This is a genomic window from Caballeronia udeis, from assembly GCF_044909315.1.
In the GTDB taxonomy this organism is placed as follows: Bacteria; Pseudomonadota; Gammaproteobacteria; order Burkholderiales; family Burkholderiaceae; genus Caballeronia; species Caballeronia udeis_A.
Genome location: NZ_JBIYEB010000007.1, coordinates 88,284 through 105,639 on the forward strand (window position 1 = coordinate 88,284; position 17,356 = coordinate 105,639).

At 60.8% G+C, this 17,356-nt stretch carries 9 protein-coding genes and 1 pseudogene; 4 read left to right on the forward strand and 6 right to left on the reverse strand.

Annotation, left to right across the window (positions count from 1 at the left end; all coding sequences use genetic code 11):
• Positions 1-76 precede the first annotated feature (76 nt).
• Entirely contained in the window at positions 77-1,981 is a 1,905-nt protein-coding gene (htpG, locus tag ABH944_RS13760) for a molecular chaperone HtpG (RefSeq protein ID WP_404607045.1), read from the reverse strand.
• A 214-nt stretch (positions 1,982-2,195) separates the two neighbouring features.
• On the reverse strand, positions 2,196-3,638 hold the full coding sequence (locus ABH944_RS13765; RefSeq protein WP_404607046.1) for an aminotransferase-like domain-containing protein: 1,443 nt from the start codon (positions 3,636-3,638) through the stop codon (positions 2,196-2,198).
• Positions 3,639-3,951: 313 nt separating this feature from the next.
• Between ABH944_RS13765 and ABH944_RS13770 the strand changes: the two are divergent.
• The 4 genes and pseudogenes from ABH944_RS13770 to ABH944_RS13785 all read left to right on the forward strand — a co-directional run.
• Positions 3,952-4,614 (forward strand): annotated as a pseudogene (locus ABH944_RS13770) (VOC family protein); the annotation flags it as partial.
• A 389-nt stretch (positions 4,615-5,003) separates the two neighbouring features.
• Positions 5,004-6,200 (forward strand): aminotransferase-like domain-containing protein, encoded by a 1,197-nt coding sequence (locus ABH944_RS13775; RefSeq protein WP_404607048.1) that lies wholly within the window; start codon positions 5,004-5,006, stop codon positions 6,198-6,200.
• A gap of 85 nt (positions 6,201-6,285) precedes the next feature.
• Complete coding sequence (locus ABH944_RS13780) at positions 6,286-6,750, forward strand: RidA family protein (protein ID WP_404607050.1); 465 nt, start codon at positions 6,286-6,288, stop codon at positions 6,748-6,750.
• 606 nt (positions 6,751-7,356) lie between these two features.
• Complete coding sequence (locus ABH944_RS13785) at positions 7,357-9,762, forward strand: bifunctional diguanylate cyclase/phosphodiesterase (protein ID WP_404607051.1); 2,406 nt, start codon at positions 7,357-7,359, stop codon at positions 9,760-9,762.
• A gap of 131 nt (positions 9,763-9,893) precedes the next feature.
• Here ABH944_RS13785 and ABH944_RS13790 read toward each other — a convergent pair whose 3' ends face one another.
• The 4 genes from ABH944_RS13790 to ABH944_RS13805 form a co-directional block, all read right to left on the reverse strand.
• Positions 9,894-10,352, reverse strand: a complete 459-nt coding sequence (locus ABH944_RS13790; RefSeq protein WP_404607053.1) for a CopD family protein — start codon at positions 10,350-10,352, stop codon at positions 9,894-9,896.
• 242 nt (positions 10,353-10,594) lie between these two features.
• Positions 10,595-12,907, reverse strand: coding sequence for a DNA topoisomerase IV subunit A (gene parC / locus ABH944_RS13795; RefSeq protein WP_404607054.1), 2,313 nt, complete (start codon positions 12,905-12,907; stop codon positions 10,595-10,597).
• Between the two features lie 49 nt (positions 12,908-12,956).
• On the reverse strand, positions 12,957-14,972 hold the full coding sequence (locus ABH944_RS13800) for a DNA topoisomerase IV subunit B (protein WP_404607055.1): 2,016 nt from the start codon (positions 14,970-14,972) through the stop codon (positions 12,957-12,959).
• Between the two features lie 311 nt (positions 14,973-15,283).
• On the reverse strand, positions 15,284-17,218 hold the full coding sequence (locus tag ABH944_RS13805) for an ATP-binding cassette domain-containing protein (protein ID WP_404607057.1): 1,935 nt from the start codon (positions 17,216-17,218) through the stop codon (positions 15,284-15,286).
• Positions 17,219-17,356: the final 138 nt, after the last annotated feature.

Here is a 17,356-nt window from a genome sequence, read left to right on the forward strand (position 1 = left end):
CATGCCTCGTCTGCAATAAAAAACGCGCTGCCGGTTTCCCGGCAGCGCGCTTTCCTCGCTTCTTCCCAACGATAACTTATCGCGCCAGCAACAACGCGTTCGTGCGCTTCACAAAGCTCGCCGGATCTTCCAGCGTGCCGCCTTCGGCCAGCATCGCCTGATCGAACAGCAGATGACACCAGTCGCCGAAATTCGCATCGTCGGCGCGAAGCTTCTTCACCAGCGGATGCTCCGGATTCACTTCCAGGATCGGCTGCATCTGGGGCGCCTGCTGCCCTGCCTGTTTCAACATGCGTTGCAGGTAACCGCTCATGTCGCCGTCATCGGCGACGAGACACGTCGGCGAATCGGTCAGGCGGAACGTCAGGCGCACATCCTTCGCCTTGCCTTCCAGCGCCGCCTTCATGCTTTCCACGAGCGGCTTCAATTCTTCGCCAACCTTCTCCTGCGCCTGCTTTTCCTCGTCGTTCAGCGCGCCGAGATCCAGGTCGCCGCGCGCCACGCTTTGCAGCGGCTTGCCGTCGAATTCGTTGAGGAACGACAGCATCCATTCATCGACGCGATCCGTCAGCAGCAGCACTTCCACACCCTTCTTGCGGAACACCTCCAGATGCGGGCTGTTCTTCGCGGCCTGCCAGGTATCAGCGGTGACGTAATAGATCTTCGTCTGCTCGGGTTTCATGCGCGCCACGTAGTCGGCGAGCGCCACCGTCTGCTCCGACGAATCCGTATGCGTCGATGCAAAGCGCACGAGCTTGGCAATCCGTTCGCGATTACCGTAGTCCTCGCCGATGCCTTCCTTGAACACCTGTCCGAACTCTTTCCAGAAGCTGGCGTACTTGGCCTTCCCGGTCTCATCCGTCGCTTCGGCTGACGACGATGCCACTTCTTCCAGCATCGACAGAACGCGCTTGGTCACGCCTTCGCGAATGGCCTTCACGTCGCGGCTTTCCTGCAGGATTTCACGCGATACATTCAGCGGCAGATCAGCCGAATCGACCACGCCCTTCACGAAGCGCAGATACGCGGGCACGAGTTGTTCCGCGTCGTCCATGATGAACACGCGCTTCACATACAGCTTCAAACCTCCGCGATGATCGCGGTTCCACATATCGAACGGCGCGTGCTTCGGCACATACAGCAACTGCGTGTATTCGCTACGGCCTTCCACCCGGTTATGCGTCCACGCGAGCGGATCGTCGTGATCGTGGGAAAGGTGTTGATAGAACTGCTTGTATTGCTCGTCGGTGATGTCGCTCTTCGAACGCGTCCACAACGCACTCGCCTGGTTCACCGTCTCGTCTTCGTCCTTCGTGACCATCTCGGACTTCTCGGCATCCCACTCTTCCTTCTTCATCAGGATGGGCAATGCGACGTGATCCGAGTACTTCTGGATGATCGACTTCAGCTTGTGCGTGGAGAGGAATTCGTCTTCTTCCGGGCGCAGATGCAGCGTGATGCTCGAACCGCGTTGCGCGCGTTCGATCTGTTCGACCACGAAATCGCCCTCGCCCGCGCTTTCCCAGCGCACGCCTTCGCTGGCCGGCAAACCGGCGCGACGCGTTTCAACCGTGATCTTGTCCGCGACGATAAAACCCGAGTAAAAACCCACGCCGAACTGGCCGATCAGCGCTGCGTCCTTTTGCTGGTCGCCGGATAGCTTCGAGAAAAATTCCTTCGTGCCCGAGCGCGCGATCGTGCCGAGATGGGAGATCGCTTCGTCGCGGCTCATGCCAATGCCGTTGTCGTCGATCGTCACGGTGCGAGCGGCCTTGTCGTACGAGATGCGGATGCGCAGATCCGGATCGTTCTCGTACAGTGCACTGTTTTCAATGCCTTCGAAGCGCAACTTGTCCGCCGCGTCCGATGCATTCGAAATCAGCTCGCGCAGGAAAATTTCCTTGTTGCTGTAGAGCGAATGGATCATCAGATGCAGAAGTTGTTTCACTTCTGCCTGAAAGCTCATGGTTTCTTGTGCCATGGTCGGTTCCTCTGGTTGTGTCGAATGTTGACGGGTTTTTTCAGCGGCCGCGATACAGCCGGACGGTGCGCCCGGACAGCGCATGAGCATCATGGCCTCCTGCCGGAACGCACCGCGCGAATTCTGCGGAACATGAGGTCGCCGGCGATAATTTCAAGGGGCCGACGAGACCCGCAGCGCCGCGTGATTGCGTTTGAGGATGCTGCAGGCAGGTCTACCCGACGCGATCCGAGTAACCGGCCAGCATCGCGGGCAGGCCCGGATCGGCGCAGTTCGCGATGTTGAAACGCATCCACGTGCTGGGTAGTTGATGCGGAGAAAACAGGCTGCCGGGCGTCAGCAAAAAGCCGGCTTCGTGTCCGGCAGCGGCGAGCCCTTCGGAATCCACGCCGGTGTCGGCCCATAAAAACATGCCGGCCGATGGCACCAGATACGGCTTGTAGCCAACTTTTTCGAGCATCCGGACGGTTTTCTCGCGAACCCCGTCCAGTTTCGCACGCAGCCTTTCCACGTGACGCCTGTAGTGGCCCTCGGTGAGCACTTTATACAGCACGCGCTCATTGAGTTCGGGGCTCGTCATGCCGACCAGCATTTTCTGATCGGCGATTGCATTCGCCACCTCCGGCGCCGCCGCGACGTAACCCACGCGCAGGTTCGGCGCGAGCGTCTTCGAGTAGCTGTTGAGGAAAATCACGCGCTTCAGCTGGTCGAGGCTCGCGAGGCGCGTCGCGGGAAAATTGGTCGGGCAAAGATCGCCGTAGATATCGTCTTCCACGACGATGAAATCGTAGGTTTCAGCGAGTTGCAGAATGCGAAACGCCTGCGCCGCGGTCAGCGACGTGCCGGTCGGATTCTGCAGCACGGAATTGATCACGAGCATCTTCGGGCGCCAGGTCTGGACCATGGATTCGAGCGCATCGAGATCCGGACCGTCCGGCGTGTACGGCATGCCGACCAGCCGGGCGCCCTGCGCCACGAAGCGGCCGAACATCTGGAACCAGGCGGGGTCGCCAACTATCACGGTGTCGCCAGGTTGCACGAAGACCCGCGCAATCAGATCGATGGCCTGCGTGACGCCGGACACCATCACGATCTGGTCCGTCGACGCGCCAATCTCAAGTTCCTCCAGCCGTGTCTGAATTTGCTGGCGCAGCGGCAGAAAGCCCTGCGGCGTGCCGAAGCCGAGCAGTTGTGCGCCGCTTTGCCGGCTCAGGGCGCGAAATGCGCCAGTCAGCAACTCGCCGTTCAGCCAGCTAGCCGGGAGGTAGCCAATGCCCGGCCCTTTCGCCGGACTCGACGTGTGCAGCATGTTGCGCAGCAGCCAGACCACGTCGATCGTGCTGGGCACCGGTGCGCGCTCGGTGGCCAGTGCCGGGTGGACGTGGGAATCGTTGGAACTGGTCCGGTCGCGCACAAAGAACCCGGAGCCGCGCCGCGAGTCGAGATACCCATGCGCGACCAGCCGTTCATACGCCTCGACCACCGTGAACCGGGACACGCCCTTGTCGACCGCGAGTTTGCGGATGGACGGCATGCGCATGCCCGGGCGGAACACTCGCTCGTCAATACGGCGCCGGCCCCATTGCACCAGCTGGTCGACGAGCGTGAGTTGCGGCGCGCCGTGGGGCGCGGGAATCTGGTCGAGCGGAACGGACATGTCAGGTTCCATCGGGGTTGAATGCGTTCGATGACTGTACAGAAGGGTATCGGATGAATTGTACCGTTACTGTTACGGTCGTTGCCGATACATTTAAGACTGGGACTATAGGTAAAGTTGGCGGTATTTGTCCGCGTTTCACGCGTTTTCAGTACCGCCAAGGCGGTTCGGCCGGGCGGTTCAGTCTCTTCGGGCCAAGTGCCAATTACCCGGCCGGATGGCTAACGCAGAGCTCATGGGCGGGCGGAACGGGTATGCTGACGGGCTTAGCCGGCGTTGTCCGGGCAATCTTCCTTCAAGTTATTCGTGCACTATGACCGCTCATCCGCTGCAACTCGACCACCTCGTTATCGCCGCCCGCACGCTGGAAGAAGGCGCGGACTTTATCGCCGCGAAACTGGGAATCGAGATGACCGGAGGCGGTGCGCATCCTCTTATGCGCACGCATAACCGTCTGCTGAACCTGTGGGGCGGCGCGTATCTCGAGGTGATCGCCGTGGACCCGGACGCAGCGTCCGTCGATACCCCGCGCCCTCGCCTGTTTGCGCTCGACGACCCCATGCAGCAACAACGTCTTGAAGCCGGCCCGCAACTCGTGCATTGGGTCGCGCGGGTGAATCGCCCGAAAGTGCTGACGCGTTGGCAGGCGCAATATCCGGAGCGCATCCCGGCCGTGGTGCCCATGACGCGAGGCGCTAACGCGTGGGATCTCACCATTCCCGCCGATGGTACTTTTCCAGCGTGGCAAGGCGCCGGCGACGGCCTCCTGCCGTCGCTGATCCAGTGGGACACGCCGCAGCATCCGAGTGAATCGCTGCCGGAAACGGGTATCGCGCTGAAGTCGTTGACGGGGTTTCATCCGCGCGCACACCTGATCTCCGAGCAACTGGCATGGCTGGGTGTGTCGCATCTGATGCGGGTCGAGGTGACGGCGGGCACGCCGGTGCTCGTCGCGGAGTTCGAGTTGCCGGATGGATCAATTGTTACGCTGGGGGAATCGGCGGAATCGATCGAAGCAGCGAAGCAAGCCGAGGCCGCGCCGGCCAAACCGGCCCGCAAGCGCGCGAAGAGCAGGAAGACCGGGGACGCAGACGCAGCGAATGACACGGACACGCCCGAGGAGACGGCCGAGGCCGAGCCGGCGCAAGACGAATCCGTGCAGGCAGATCCGCGTTAGAACATCCGGCGGCGGGCACGCCATAATATGTGTCCCCCACTGTTTATCGATTGCGCTGAATTGCAGTGAATCGCGCTTTTCGAACCAGATGCAGAAACGCAGTGCGCATTAACTTTTTCGCAGCACCGTGCAGCATTTATCAACCCGCAGGCGCAATAGACCGCTTACCGAGACCAACCGAGGACCCCATGAATCAAGCCGACCTTCAAGCCAAGCCGTGGCAACTTTCCGAACGCGCGAGAAAGCTCACCAGTTCGGCCATTCGCGAAATCCTGAAGGTCACCGAGCGGCCCGAGGTCATTTCGTTCGCGGGCGGATTGCCGTCGCCGGCTACGTTTCCGGTGGAGGAAATGCGCGTGGCATGCGACCGCATCCTGCGTGACAGCCCTGCCGCCGCGTTGCAATACAGCGCCACCGAAGGTTACCTGCCGCTGCGCGAATGGGTCGCGCAACGCTACTCGGTCAACGGCGCATCGATCCGGCCGTCGCAGGTGCTGATCACCACAGGCTCGCAGCAAGCGCTCGACCTGCTCGGCAAAGTGCTGATCGATCCCGCCAGCCGCGTACTGGTAGAAACGCCCACGTATCTCGGCGCCCTGCAGTCGTTTTCCATGTACGAGCCGAACTACGTGCAAGTCCCCACGGACGAACACGGCTTGATCGTGTCCTCGCTCGACGCCACGCTCACAGCCGGTGCACGCTTGTTGTACGCGCAGCCGAATTTCCAGAATCCGACCGGCCGTCGCCTGTCGCTCGAGCGCCGCACCGCACTGGCCGCGTTCGCACAGCGCGCCGGCTTCCCGGTGGTCGAGGACGATCCCTACGGCGCCCTGGACTACGCGGGCGCACCGCTGCCGACCATGCTGTCGATGGCGCCCGATCACATCGTCCACCTGGGTTCTTTCTCGAAGGTCCTGTCGCCGGGCATGCGCGTGGGTTACATCATTGCGCCCGAGGAGCTGCACTTCAAGCTGGTGCAGGCCAAGCAGGCAACCGACCTGCATACGCCGAGCCTCACGCAGCGGATCGTGCACGAAGTCGTCAAGGACGGCTTTCTCGAAACGCATATCCCGAAGATCCGCGCGCTGTATCGTGATCAATGCGCGGCCATGCTGGCGTCACTCGAACAGCACATGCCGGCGGGCGTTGAATGGAACCGTCCGGAAGGCGGCATGTTCGTGTGGGTGAAGCTGCCGAAACACATCGATACAATGAAACTGCTTGAGCAATCCATCGAGCAGCATGTGGCATTCGTGCCCGGCGGCCCGTTCTTCGCGAATGAAGCGGAGCACAACACGCTGCGGCTGTCGTTCGTCACCGTGCCGCCGGCGAAAATCGACGAAGGTGTCGCCAAGCTCGGCGCGCTGGTCCGCGCGCTGGTCTGATCTCGTTGCAAGGCGGGCGCGCAAGGACGGAACGACCGCCCCGGTGCGCTCTCGCGTCATCCTTTCCATCTCTAGGGAACACCCCATGGCCCAATTGAACGTCTACGACAAGCTGAAGGAACTCGGCATCGAATTGCCTACGGCCGGCGCCCCTGCCGCCGCCTACGTGATGAGCGCGCAAAGCGGCAACACGATCTATTTGTCCGGTCACATCGCGAAGAAGGACGGCAAGGTGTGGGTGGGCAAACTGGGTGCCACGCTCACCACCGAAGAAGGCCGCGCCGCCGCACGCTCGATCGCCATCGACCTGATTGCAACGCTGCACGCGCATGTAGGCGACCTGAACCGGGTGACGCGGATCGTGAAGGTAATGAGCCTCGTCAACTCCACGTTCGAGTTCACCGAACAGCATCTCGTCACCAATGGCGCGTCCGAGTTGATCGCCGATATTTTCGGTGAGCGCGGCAAACACGCACGCTCGGCATTTGGCGTAGCGCAAATTCCGCTCGGCGCTTGCGTCGAAATCGAATTGATTGCCGAAGTGGCCTGAAATCGCTGCTTTAAACGCTTAAGACGCGTAAATAGTTGCAACAAATTTTAGTCTTGTTCTTAATCCCGATGCCGCCTGGCATCGGGATACAAAATACCGCAGTTCGTTGGTTTAAATTCACATTGGCGAAACAACTGCCGCCCGGTCAGAACCGCTCCAGACAAGCGCTTCAGCCTATCCGTGTATACCTCGATACCTCACTTCACCGCCGCGCTTCCTTAAATGGGTCGCCTTCAGTAATATCTAATCCGGTTGTCATTGGTATTATCTGACTCAGCCGTCATTATGGAAATCAGCCTCACGCGGGGGAGGCTGGATAACCAGCGGCAATCGGTCAACCCGGTCAACGCCGGACAGAGTTCTAAAAATAGTATTACTAAAACCATCGTAAGCGAAATGCAAGCACGCTTGATGTACACGTAGGCTCATGCCTGCAAAGAGAGCCTGCAAACAAATTCGAACGATGGCCCGGATTCACCGGAAAACGGCAATAATGCCCCGCCTCACCGGCATTGAACGTGCTGCAGTAATGCCGACACCCATTTGTGTTGTTCCGGACGCACTATCGGCGCAACCCGTCACAGGGTCCATGGACTGACCAAACCCATGAATCGATCACGGCCCAAAGCGCCACGCGACATGAAGCAAGCGGATTTTCCGCGACGGCGCCGCGCATTGTTCGCCATTCCGGCGCTGGGCGGGCTCGTGCTCGTCCTGCTGTGGACGGTAATCTTTGCGCGCCTGTCGGTGGAACGCGACGCCGCGACGCACGCATCCATGGCGTCGGCGGCCATTCTGTCGTCCGCGCTCGAGCAGCACACCATCAAGGCGATTCACCAGGTCGACCAGATCACGCGTTTCGTCAAATACGAGTTCGAGAAGACACCTGGACAGTTCAACCTGGCAAGCACGGTTGAAAAAGGCGTGGTGCAGAGCGACACCCTTGTGCAGGTCTCGTTGATCGATGAACACGGCATGCTGATCGCGTCCACATCGGGCGCCACGCCAAAACCCGTCGATCTTTCCGATCGCGAACATTTCCGCATTCACGCTCTTTCGAACGACGACCTGCTCTACATCAGCAAGCCCGTCCTCGGCCGCGTCTCGCGGCAGTGGACACTGCAAATCACCCGCCGCCTGAATCATCCCGACGGGTCGTTCGCCGGCGTGGTGGTGGTTTCGGAAGACCCCAGCTACTTCACGAGCGACTTCTACAACGTGGCGTCGATCGGACGCGACGGCGTGGTCGCCGTGATTTCGGACAACGGCTCGGTGCTCGCGCGCAGCACCGGCGTGGGCGCAACCTCGCCGCTTGGCAAACCGGACGGCCACCCGATAAAAACAGCCGAGAGCGGTAGCAACCGGCAAGGAGCGTTCACCGCAAGCGGCGTGTACCCAACCTCGGACCACGCATCCGGCATCTATGTCGATCCAATCGACAACGTCACGCGCATCGTTTCGTATCGGCATATAGACGGTTATCCGCTCGGCGTGCTCGTCGGCCTGTCGCAGGCTGAGGAATTCACCGACTTCAATCACACGCGGCGTGTTTATCTGCTGATGGCGACCTTCATCTCGCTCGCCATGCTCGGCTTCTTCGCGGTGGCGACCGGGTTGATCGGCAAGCTGCTCGGGCGCGAGCGCGAGATGACGCATCTGGTCGAATATGATTTGCTGACGGGCCTGCGCAACCGCTACTCCACGCTGCAAATGCTGCGCCACGACGTGGCGAAGCAGGAGAATGTAGGCCACCTTGCGCTGCTTTTCATCGACCTCGATAACTTCAAGACGGTCAACGACACCCTCGGCCATAACGCCGGCGACATCGTGCTGCAAATGACAGCGTCGCGACTGGCGGAAACGGTCAGTGACAACGGCATGCTGTCGCGTATTGGCGGCGATGAATTCGTCGTGGTGGTCAAGGGCGCCGACGTCGAGCGGCAAGCGGTGGAACTGGCTGAAGCGGTTTCGCATATGTTCGCCACGCCGTTCGATGTACGCGGCAGCGCCTTCGTGCTGCATGCGAGCATTGGCATTGCGTTGTATTCGGTTTCGAGCGAAAGCGAAATCGACTTGTTGAAAAAAGCCGATCTGGCAATGTACAGCGCGAAGGACGCGGGCAAGAACTGCTATCAGTTCTATTCGCCGCAGTTGTCACACCGCGCGGATCATTTGATGAAGTGGGAGCAGCAATTACGGGTTGCGCTGGCTCAGAATCAATTGTTTCTGGCGTATCAGCCGAAGATCGACCTCACCCGCCGATGTATCACGGGCTTCGAGGCGCTGGCACGGTGGAATCATCCGCAACACGGGCTGATTCCTGCCAATGAGTTCATTCCGGTCGCAGAATCGACGGGGTTGATCGTGCCTATTGGCGACTTCGTGATTCATACAGCTTGCCGGCAATTGGCCATTTGGCAGAGTCAGGGGTATGACGGATTGTCGCTTGCGGTGAATATCTCCGCCGTGCAGTTCTGGCGCGGAGATTTGCTTGAGACGGTTGCGGTCGCCATTCGCGAAAGCGGTATTGCGCCGGGGAAACTCGAACTCGAGATTACCGAAACCGTGATGATGGAGTTTCCGGATATCGTCGCGGAAAAGATTTCGGCCTTGAAGCGCCTGGGTGTCCGGATCGCACTCGATGATTTCGGCACCGGATATTCGTCGTTGTCGTATCTGAATCGCTTTGCTGTCGATACGCTCAAGGTCGACCGGTCATTCATCCAGGCTATTCCACACGATCGCAGCGTCTGCGTCATGGTTTCTGCAATCGTCAATCTCGCGCGGTCGTTGGGACTGACGGTCGTGGTTGAAGGGACCGAAACCGAGGAGCAGATTGCATGGTTGTCGCGGCTTGGGCCTATTGAGGCCCAAGGGTTTCTCTTTTCCCGTGCCGTTCCTGCCGAGGGCGTGCAGGCCCTGCTCGATCGGTTTGGCGTCTGCGGCCTGGGACTCATGGCCGACGTTGCGGCAATGCCGTTTGGCGAAGCGCCTTCCAACGCCATCGATTGAACATGCGGTTCGTGGTTGATTCAGCACGTACGGCTTGCTGCTAACGCAATGCTGCCCGGCCAGGTGAATCCCCGAATGCGTTTTCGCAAGAGCTGACGCCGGGCCTCCTACATGGGCCACCCAGCAGCGCGCTACATTCCCCTCGATAACACTGCGGCACCCACCGTCACCACGCCCAGCACAATATTGACCAGCACCAGCCTTCGGATGGTGCCCACCGCCCTCGCGCCGTCCGGCCAGTTTTGCGATTGCACTGCGCGGCGGATTTTCGGGAATACACCAAACCGGATATGGCCGAAGATCAGCATCATCACAATGCCAAGACCCGCCATGATGTGTAAAGGCAGCGCCGCGTGAGCCCCGCCGAATTGCGTCAGTAAAAAGCCGCCCGTCAGCAGTATCACCAACACGGATGCCGCCACCCAGTTAAAAAACCGGACGAATACCGATTCCCATAACGGCAACCTCAATTGCGGCGATAAATCCGCTATTGCCGGCCGAAGACAGAAGTGAGCAAAAATCATTCCGCCAATCCACACCGCCACTCCAAGCAAATGCAGGAACAACGCCACTTCAATCGCTTTATTCATTGATGTTCCTAAATGCAGATGAATCACCGGATCCTGCTGTCGAGCCAAACACTTAGTCACCCCAAGCATTTATCCGCCACTTCGCCCGCCGTCTCCGTTTCAAGTTTTTACAAGGGTCGGGCGTTCGACTCAGCTAAACGGAGCCAGTTCAAGTATTTTCCAGATAAACAAACGCCCCGGGCCGGCTGAGCCAACCCGAGGCGTTATGACTCGTCGCTTATGCGTCGTATATTCGTCGCCTATCAGCCTTCGAACACCGGCCGCAATTCGGTCACCTTGATAGTGGACTCGGGAGCACGGCCCTTGCGCGCCCGCTTGCCCACATGCGTTTCCAGAGCCGCGCCCGCCAGTTTCTCGTCACGCGCCTTGCCGCCCCGGCCCGTGCCGATCAGCACCAGGCCACGTGCGTCGATAGCAAGCGCCTGCCGCAACGTCTCCTTGGGATCGAGCGCGATCAAGATGACGCCGCGGCCACCGCCCGACAGGGTCTTCATCTCATCGATGTCGAATACCAGAAGGCGCCCGTTGCTCGACAAACACGCGACCTGGGTCGCGCCCGGCAAGACCGGCATGGGCGTGAGCGGCGCCGCGCCTTCGTCGATAGTCATGAACGACTTGCCCGCCTTCACCCGGCTCACCATGTCGCCGAGCTTGGCCATGAAACCAAAGCCGTTACTCGACGCCAGCAGCAACGGCTGCTCGACCGACGCGGCGAAGTAATGCAGCAAATGCGATCCCGACTCGAGCTCGATCAGCGACGTGACCGGCACACCATCGCCCCGCCCGCCCGGCAGCATTGCAACGGGCACGGAGTACACGCGCCCGTTGCTGCCCCACGCGATCAGCATGTCGGGCGTCCGCGCCTGGAAGGCCGCATAAATGCCGTCACCCGCCTTGAACTGGAAGCTGGCCGGATCGAGGCCATGGCCCTTCAACGCCCGCACCCAGCCCTTCTGCGATACCACCACCGTCACCGGATCATCAACCACGCGTGCCTCGAACATCGCCCGCTTTTCCGGCTGGATCAGCGTGCGGCGATCGTCGCCATATTGCTTGGCGTCGGCTTCGATCTCCTTGATCAGCAAGCGCTTCATGGCCGCGTCGCTGTTCAGCAGCTCTTCGAGCTTTTCCTTCTCGCTGCGCAATTCCTTCAGCTCCTGCTCGATCTTGATTGCTTCGAGCCGCGCGAGTTGGCGCAAACGGATTTCGAGGATGTCGTCGGCCTGGCGTTCGCTGAGACTGAACCTGTCCATCAACGCCTGCTTCGGCTCGTCGGCTTCACGGATGACGCGGATCACTTCATCAATATTCAGGAAGACGATCATCCGCCCTTCAAGAATATGGATCCGGTCGTTCACCTTCCCCAGCCGATGCTGCGTGCGGCGCGTGACAGTCGCGAACCGGAAGCCCACCCATTCGTGCAGGATCTCGCGAATACTTTTCTGACGCGGCCGGCCGTCCGCGCCGATCATCACCAGGTTGATCGATGCATTCGATTCCAGGCTTGTGTGCGCGAGCAGCGAATTCACGAACTCCGTCTGGTCGATACGGCTCGACTTCGGTTCGAACACAAGCCGCACCGGCGCGTCCCGGCCGGATTCGTCGCGGACCGTGTCGAGCAACGCGAGCAGCGTCTGCTTGGTCTGCAACTGATCGGGACTCAGCGCCTTCTTGCCAAGCTTGATCTTCGGGTTGGTCAGTTCCTCGATTTCCTCGAGCACCCTCTGGCCCGACGTGCTTGGCGGCAATTCGGTAATGACGAGTTGCCACTGACCACGCGCCATCTCCTCGATCTTCCAGCGCGCCCGCACCTTCAGGCTGCCGCGTCCGCTTTCATAAGCCGCCGCAATCTCGGCCTGACTCGAAATGATCTGCCCGCCGCCGGGGAAATCCGGACCGGGAATCAGTTCGGCCAGCCGCGCGTGATCGATCTTCGGATCGCGGATCATGGCGACCGCCGCGGCCGCGACTTCACGCAGATTGTGCGAAGGAATCTCGGTCGCCATGCCCACGGCAATACCCGACGCGCCGTTGAGCAACAAGAACGGCAGGCGTGCAGGCAAGAGCTTTGGCTCCTGGAACGAACCGTCGTAGTTCGGCATGAAATCGACGGTGCCCATGTCGATTTCATCCAGCAGCAATTTCGCGATAGGCGTGAGACGCGCTTCCGTGTACCGCATGGCCGCAGCGCCGTCGCCGTCGCGCGAGCCGAAGTTGCCCTGCCCGTCGATCAACGGATAGCGCATCGAAAATGCCTGCGCGAGACGCACGAGCGCGTCATACGCCGACTGGTCGCCGTGCGGATGGTATTTACCCAGCACGTCACCCACCACGCGCGCCGACTTCACCGGCTTGGCCGTGTTGGCGAGGCCCATCTCGTTCATCGCGAACAGGATGCGGCGCTGCACGGGCTTCTGCCCGTCGGAAACATCGGGGAGCGCCCGGCCTTTGACCACGCTCACTGCATAGTCGAGATACGCACGCTCGGCGTAATCGCCAAGCGTCAGTTTTTCGCCTTCAGGCGCGGCTTCTTGGTCCGCGAAGAGATCGTCCATCAGATTTCCAGTGTTATGCGTTGACGAAGTTCAGGGGGTGCATGCGGCGTCAGATGTCGGCTTCGACTTCGTTGCCCTTCTCCTCGAGCCAGCTGCGCCGCGACGCCGCTTCACCCTTGCCCATCAGCATCGTCATGCGTGTGACCGTGTCTTCAAAACCGAGATCACCCACTTGAACCGGCAGCAAACGCCGTGTGTCCGGGTTCATCGTGGTGTCCCACAATTGCTCCGCGCTCATTTCGCCCAGGCCCTTGAAGCGGCTGATCGACCATTGGGTTTCCCGAACGCCGTCCTTCCTCAGCTTGTCCAGAATCGCCTCGAGCTCGCCTTCATCGAGCGCATAGAGCTTTTGCGCCGGCTTCTTGCCGCGCGCGGGGGCATCGACGCGAAACAGCGGCGGCCGCGCGATGCACACATTGCCCTGCTCGATCAGCTGCGGAAAGTGCTTGAAGAACAGCGTAAGCAGCAGGACCTGGATGTGCGAGCCGTCCACGTCCGCGTCCGACAGGATGCAGATCTTGCCGTAACGCAGGTTAGAGAGATCGGCCTTCTGGTCCAGGCTGTCCGGGCTATGCGGATCCACGCCGATCGCCACTGCGATGTCGTGAACTTCATTGTTCGCAAACAACCGGTCGCGCTCGGTTTCCCACGTGTTCAACACCTTGCCGCGCAACGGCAGGATGGCCTGGAATTCCTTGTCGCGGCCCATCTTCGCGGAGCCGCCCGCCGAATCGCCCTCAACGAGGAAGAGTTCGTTGCGCGAGACATCCGTGGATTCGCAGTCGGTCAGTTTGCCGGGCAGCACCGCCACGCCCGAGCTCTTGCGCTTTTCTATCTTCTGCCCGGCGCGCGTGCGCGCCTGAGCCTGCCGGATCACCAGTTCCGCAAGCTTCTTGCCATACTCCACATGCTGGTTCAGCCACAGTTCGAGCGCGGGCCGCGTAAACGACGACACCAGTTTCACTGCGTCGCGGCTATTGAGGCGTTCCTTGATCTGCCCTTGGAACTGCGGATCGAGCACTTTCGCCGACAACACGAACGACACCCGCGCGAACACGTCTTCCGCCAGCAGCTTCACGCCCTTGGGCTGAAGGTTGTGGAGTTCGACGAAGCTCTTGACCGCCTGGAACAAACCGTCGCGCAAGCCGGATTCGTGCGTGCCGCCGGCGGGCGTCGGGATCAGGTTGACGTACGACTCGCGCAACAACGGTCCTTCTTCGCTCCACGCGACGACCCACGTTGCGCCCTCGCCTTCGGCGAAGGTTTCCTCGGTCGACTTTGCATTGCCCGCGAAACGCTCACCTTCGAACAAGGGGATCAACAGGTCGCTGCCGCCCATGCCTTCGAGCAGGTAACCGCGTAATCCATCCTCGTATTTCCAGCTTTGGCGCTCGCCGGTTTTTTCGTTGATGAGCACGACTTCCACGCCCGGCAGCAACACTGCCTTCGAACGCAGGAGCCGCTGCAACTCACCAACCGGCAGATTCGGTGAATCGAAATACTTGGGGTTGGCCCAGGCGGTGACGCGGGTTCCGGACTTCTTTTCGCCGCGGTTCATGGCGCGGGTTTCGATCGGCTTCACCACATCGCCGTTCGCAAAACCGAGTTCCGCGACCTTGCCGTCGCGCCACACGGTCACGTCCAGGCGCGTTGACAGCGCATTGGTCACCGACACACCCACGCCGTGCAGGCCGCCCGAAAACGTGTACGCGCCGCCGGCGGCCTTGTCGAACTTGCCACCCGCGTGGAGTCGCGTGAACACGATCTCGACGACGGGCACGCCTTCTTCCGGATGCATGCCGAACGGAATGCCGCGTCCATCGTCTTCGACAGACACCGAATGGTCAGCATGGAGCGTGACCGTGATCTGCTTGCCGTAGCCGCCGAGCGCCTCGTCCGAGGCGTTGTCGATGACTTCCTGAATGATGTGCAGCGGATTTTCGGTGCGGGTGTACATGCCGGGCCGTTGCTTGACCGGCTCGAGGCCCTTGAGCACCTTGATCGATGCTTCGCTGTATCCGCTGTTCTTGCCGCTGTCGGTGGTACTCGGTTTTTTCGTGGACATGTCTGGACGTGGGTCCGGCGGTCCGGGCGGCCGCAACTTGATGGCAGCGGCCACGCCGGACAACCGGCGAATGCGTGAACATAGCAGGCCAACCCGGCCAACCGCGCCTGAGCCGGCCGCGCCGGATTGCGCGTGATTAACTCGAAAACGCGACGGCCTCTCGCGTGACTACAGCGTTTCACTACAAGGTGTCACCACGGTGTAACCGCAGAGATCCTTGTCCGCCAGGCCGTGCGCCCGAAAACGCGACGTATTTTACTGTTTCCGATAAATTTTTCGATATGGGGAAGATGCTGGCCCCGAAGGCCGGCTTACTTGCGCTTCGCTTCCAGTTCTTCCCAGCGTTCGAGCGCGACCAGCAATTCCTCGTCGATAGCCGCGTGCCGTTCGCTCAGGCGGGTCCCTTCTTTCGGATCTTTCGCGAACACCGAACCGTCTTCAAGCTTGACCGCAATCGACTTTTGCTCGGCTTCGAGTGCCGCGATCTGTGCAGGCAACGCTTCCAGCTCGCGCACTTCCTTGTACGGCAGTTTGGTCGAGCGCTGCGAATTGCGCCCGGCGCCGCTGTCTTTCGAGGTGTCTTCCTTCTTCGCCTGCTTGGCCGTGTCACGGGCGGCGTCCAGAGCGATTCTCTCCGAACGTTCGCGCTGGATCTGCCAGTCGGTGAAGCCGCCCACGTATTCACGCCACTTGCCGCCGCCTTCGGATGCAAAGACCGAAGTCACCACGTTGTCCAGGAACTGGCGGTCGTGGCTCACCAGCAGCACGGTGCCGTCGTAGTCGGTGAGCAGTTCTTCCAGCAGTTCGAGCGTCTGGATGTCAAGGTCGTTGGTCGGCTCGTCCAGCACCAGCACGTTCGCCGGCCGCGCGAACAGGCGCGCGAGCAACAGCCGGTTGCGTTCCCCGCCCGACAGCGAGCGCACGGGCGAACGCGCGCGCTCCGGTGCAAACAGGAAGTCGCCGAGATAGCTCATCACATGCTTCTTCACGCCGTTCACTTCGACCCATTCGCTGCCCGGGCTGATGGTGTCGGCGAGGGTCTTGTCGAGGTCGAGCTGCGCGCGCATCTGGTCGAAATACGCCACCTGCGTGTTCGTGCCGGTGCGCACGGTGCCTTCGTCGGGGGCGAGTTCACCCAGGATCATCTTGAGCAGCGTGGTCTTGCCCGCGCCGTTCGGGCCGATGAACCCGAACTTGTCGCCGCGCATGACGGTGGCCGTAAAGTTGTCGACAATCGTTCGATCGCCGTATTTCTTCGTCACGTCGGTCAGTTCCGACACGATCTTGCCCGAACGCTCGCCCTGGCCCACGTCCAGCTTCACATTGCCCTGTACATTGCGGCGTTCGGCACGCTCGTTGCGCATTTCCACCAGCCGCGCGATACGGCCGACGCTGCGCGTGCGCCGCGCCTCCACGCCCTTGCGAATCCACACTTCTTCCTGCGCCAGCAGCTTGTCGAACTTGGCGGCTTCCACCTGCTCGATTTCGAGTTGCTGCGCCTTGCGTGTCTGGTAGGCCGTGTAGTTACCCGGGTACGACAGCAGGCGTCCGCGATCCAGATCCACAATCCTGGTCGCGACCTTGTCGAGAAAAGCCCGGTCGTGGGTGATGAAGAGCAAGCCCGTGCGCAACGTCACCAGCATCTCTTCCAGCCAGCGAATGCCGTCGAAGTCGAGGTGGTTGGTGGGTTCGTCCAGAAGCAGCACGTCCGGTTGCACGACCAGCGCACGTGCCAGTGCCACGCGCTTTTTCATGCCGCCCGAGAGCGCGCCCGAACGGATGTCGCCGTCCAGGCCGATCTGCTGCAGCGTGGTCGCCACGCGCGTTTGCCAATTCCAGGCGTCGTGAAGGTCGAGCGAGGACTGCAGCGCGTTCATGCTGTGCAGCAGTTCGTCGTGCTCGGGACCTTCGGGGGTATCGGCGAGTTTGTGCGCCACGACGTCATATTCGTCGAGCAGTTCCCGTTCATGCGACAGGCCGGACGCGACGACGTCGAACACCGACGCCTCCAGGTCGAACTCGGGCTCCTGCGGCACGTACACGGTGGTGAGCTCGTTTTGCCGCGTGACAAGGCCGTCGTCCGGCTTGGTGAGCCCGGCAATGATCTTCAGCAGCGACGACTTGCCGGCACCGTTACGGCCGATCAGACCGACGCGTTCGCCCGCTTCGAGTGAAAGGTCAGCGTGATCGAGCAACGCAACGTGGCCGAACGCGAGTTGCGCGTTCGAAATTGAATAAAGCGACATGGGAGGCAGCCGGAAAAGTGCAAATACTGGAAGCGGCCATTGTACCGGTCTTGACCGGCACGCTCGGAGGCCCTATGTCTTCAGGACAAGGCAACGTACCAAATTTGAGATGATCAGGAACAAAAAAACGCGGCCGCG

Bases quoted from the DNA above. Each gene is read 5' to 3' on its own strand.
- htpG (WP_404607045.1), bottom strand. From the start codon at position 1,981: ATGGCACAAGAAACCATGAGCTTTCAGGCAGAAGTGAAACAACTTCTG.
- ABH944_RS13765 (WP_404607046.1), bottom strand. From the start codon at position 3,638: ATGTCCGTTCCGCTCGACCAGATTCCCGCGCCCCACGGCGCGCCGCAA.
- ABH944_RS13775 (WP_404607048.1), top strand. From the start codon at position 5,004: ATGAATCAAGCCGACCTTCAAGCCAAGCCGTGGCAACTTTCCGAACGC.
- ABH944_RS13780 (WP_404607050.1), top strand. From the start codon at position 6,286: ATGGCCCAATTGAACGTCTACGACAAGCTGAAGGAACTCGGCATCGAA.
- ABH944_RS13785 (WP_404607051.1), top strand. From the start codon at position 7,357: ATGAATCGATCACGGCCCAAAGCGCCACGCGACATGAAGCAAGCGGAT.
- ABH944_RS13790 (WP_404607053.1), bottom strand. From the start codon at position 10,352: ATGAATAAAGCGATTGAAGTGGCGTTGTTCCTGCATTTGCTTGGAGTG.
- parC (WP_404607054.1), bottom strand. From the start codon at position 12,907: ATGGACGATCTCTTCGCGGACCAAGAAGCCGCGCCTGAAGGCGAAAAA.
- ABH944_RS13800 (WP_404607055.1), bottom strand. From the start codon at position 14,972: ATGTCCACGAAAAAACCGAGTACCACCGACAGCGGCAAGAACAGCGGA.
- ABH944_RS13805 (WP_404607057.1), bottom strand. From the start codon at position 17,218: ATGTCGCTTTATTCAATTTCGAACGCGCAACTCGCGTTCGGCCACGTT.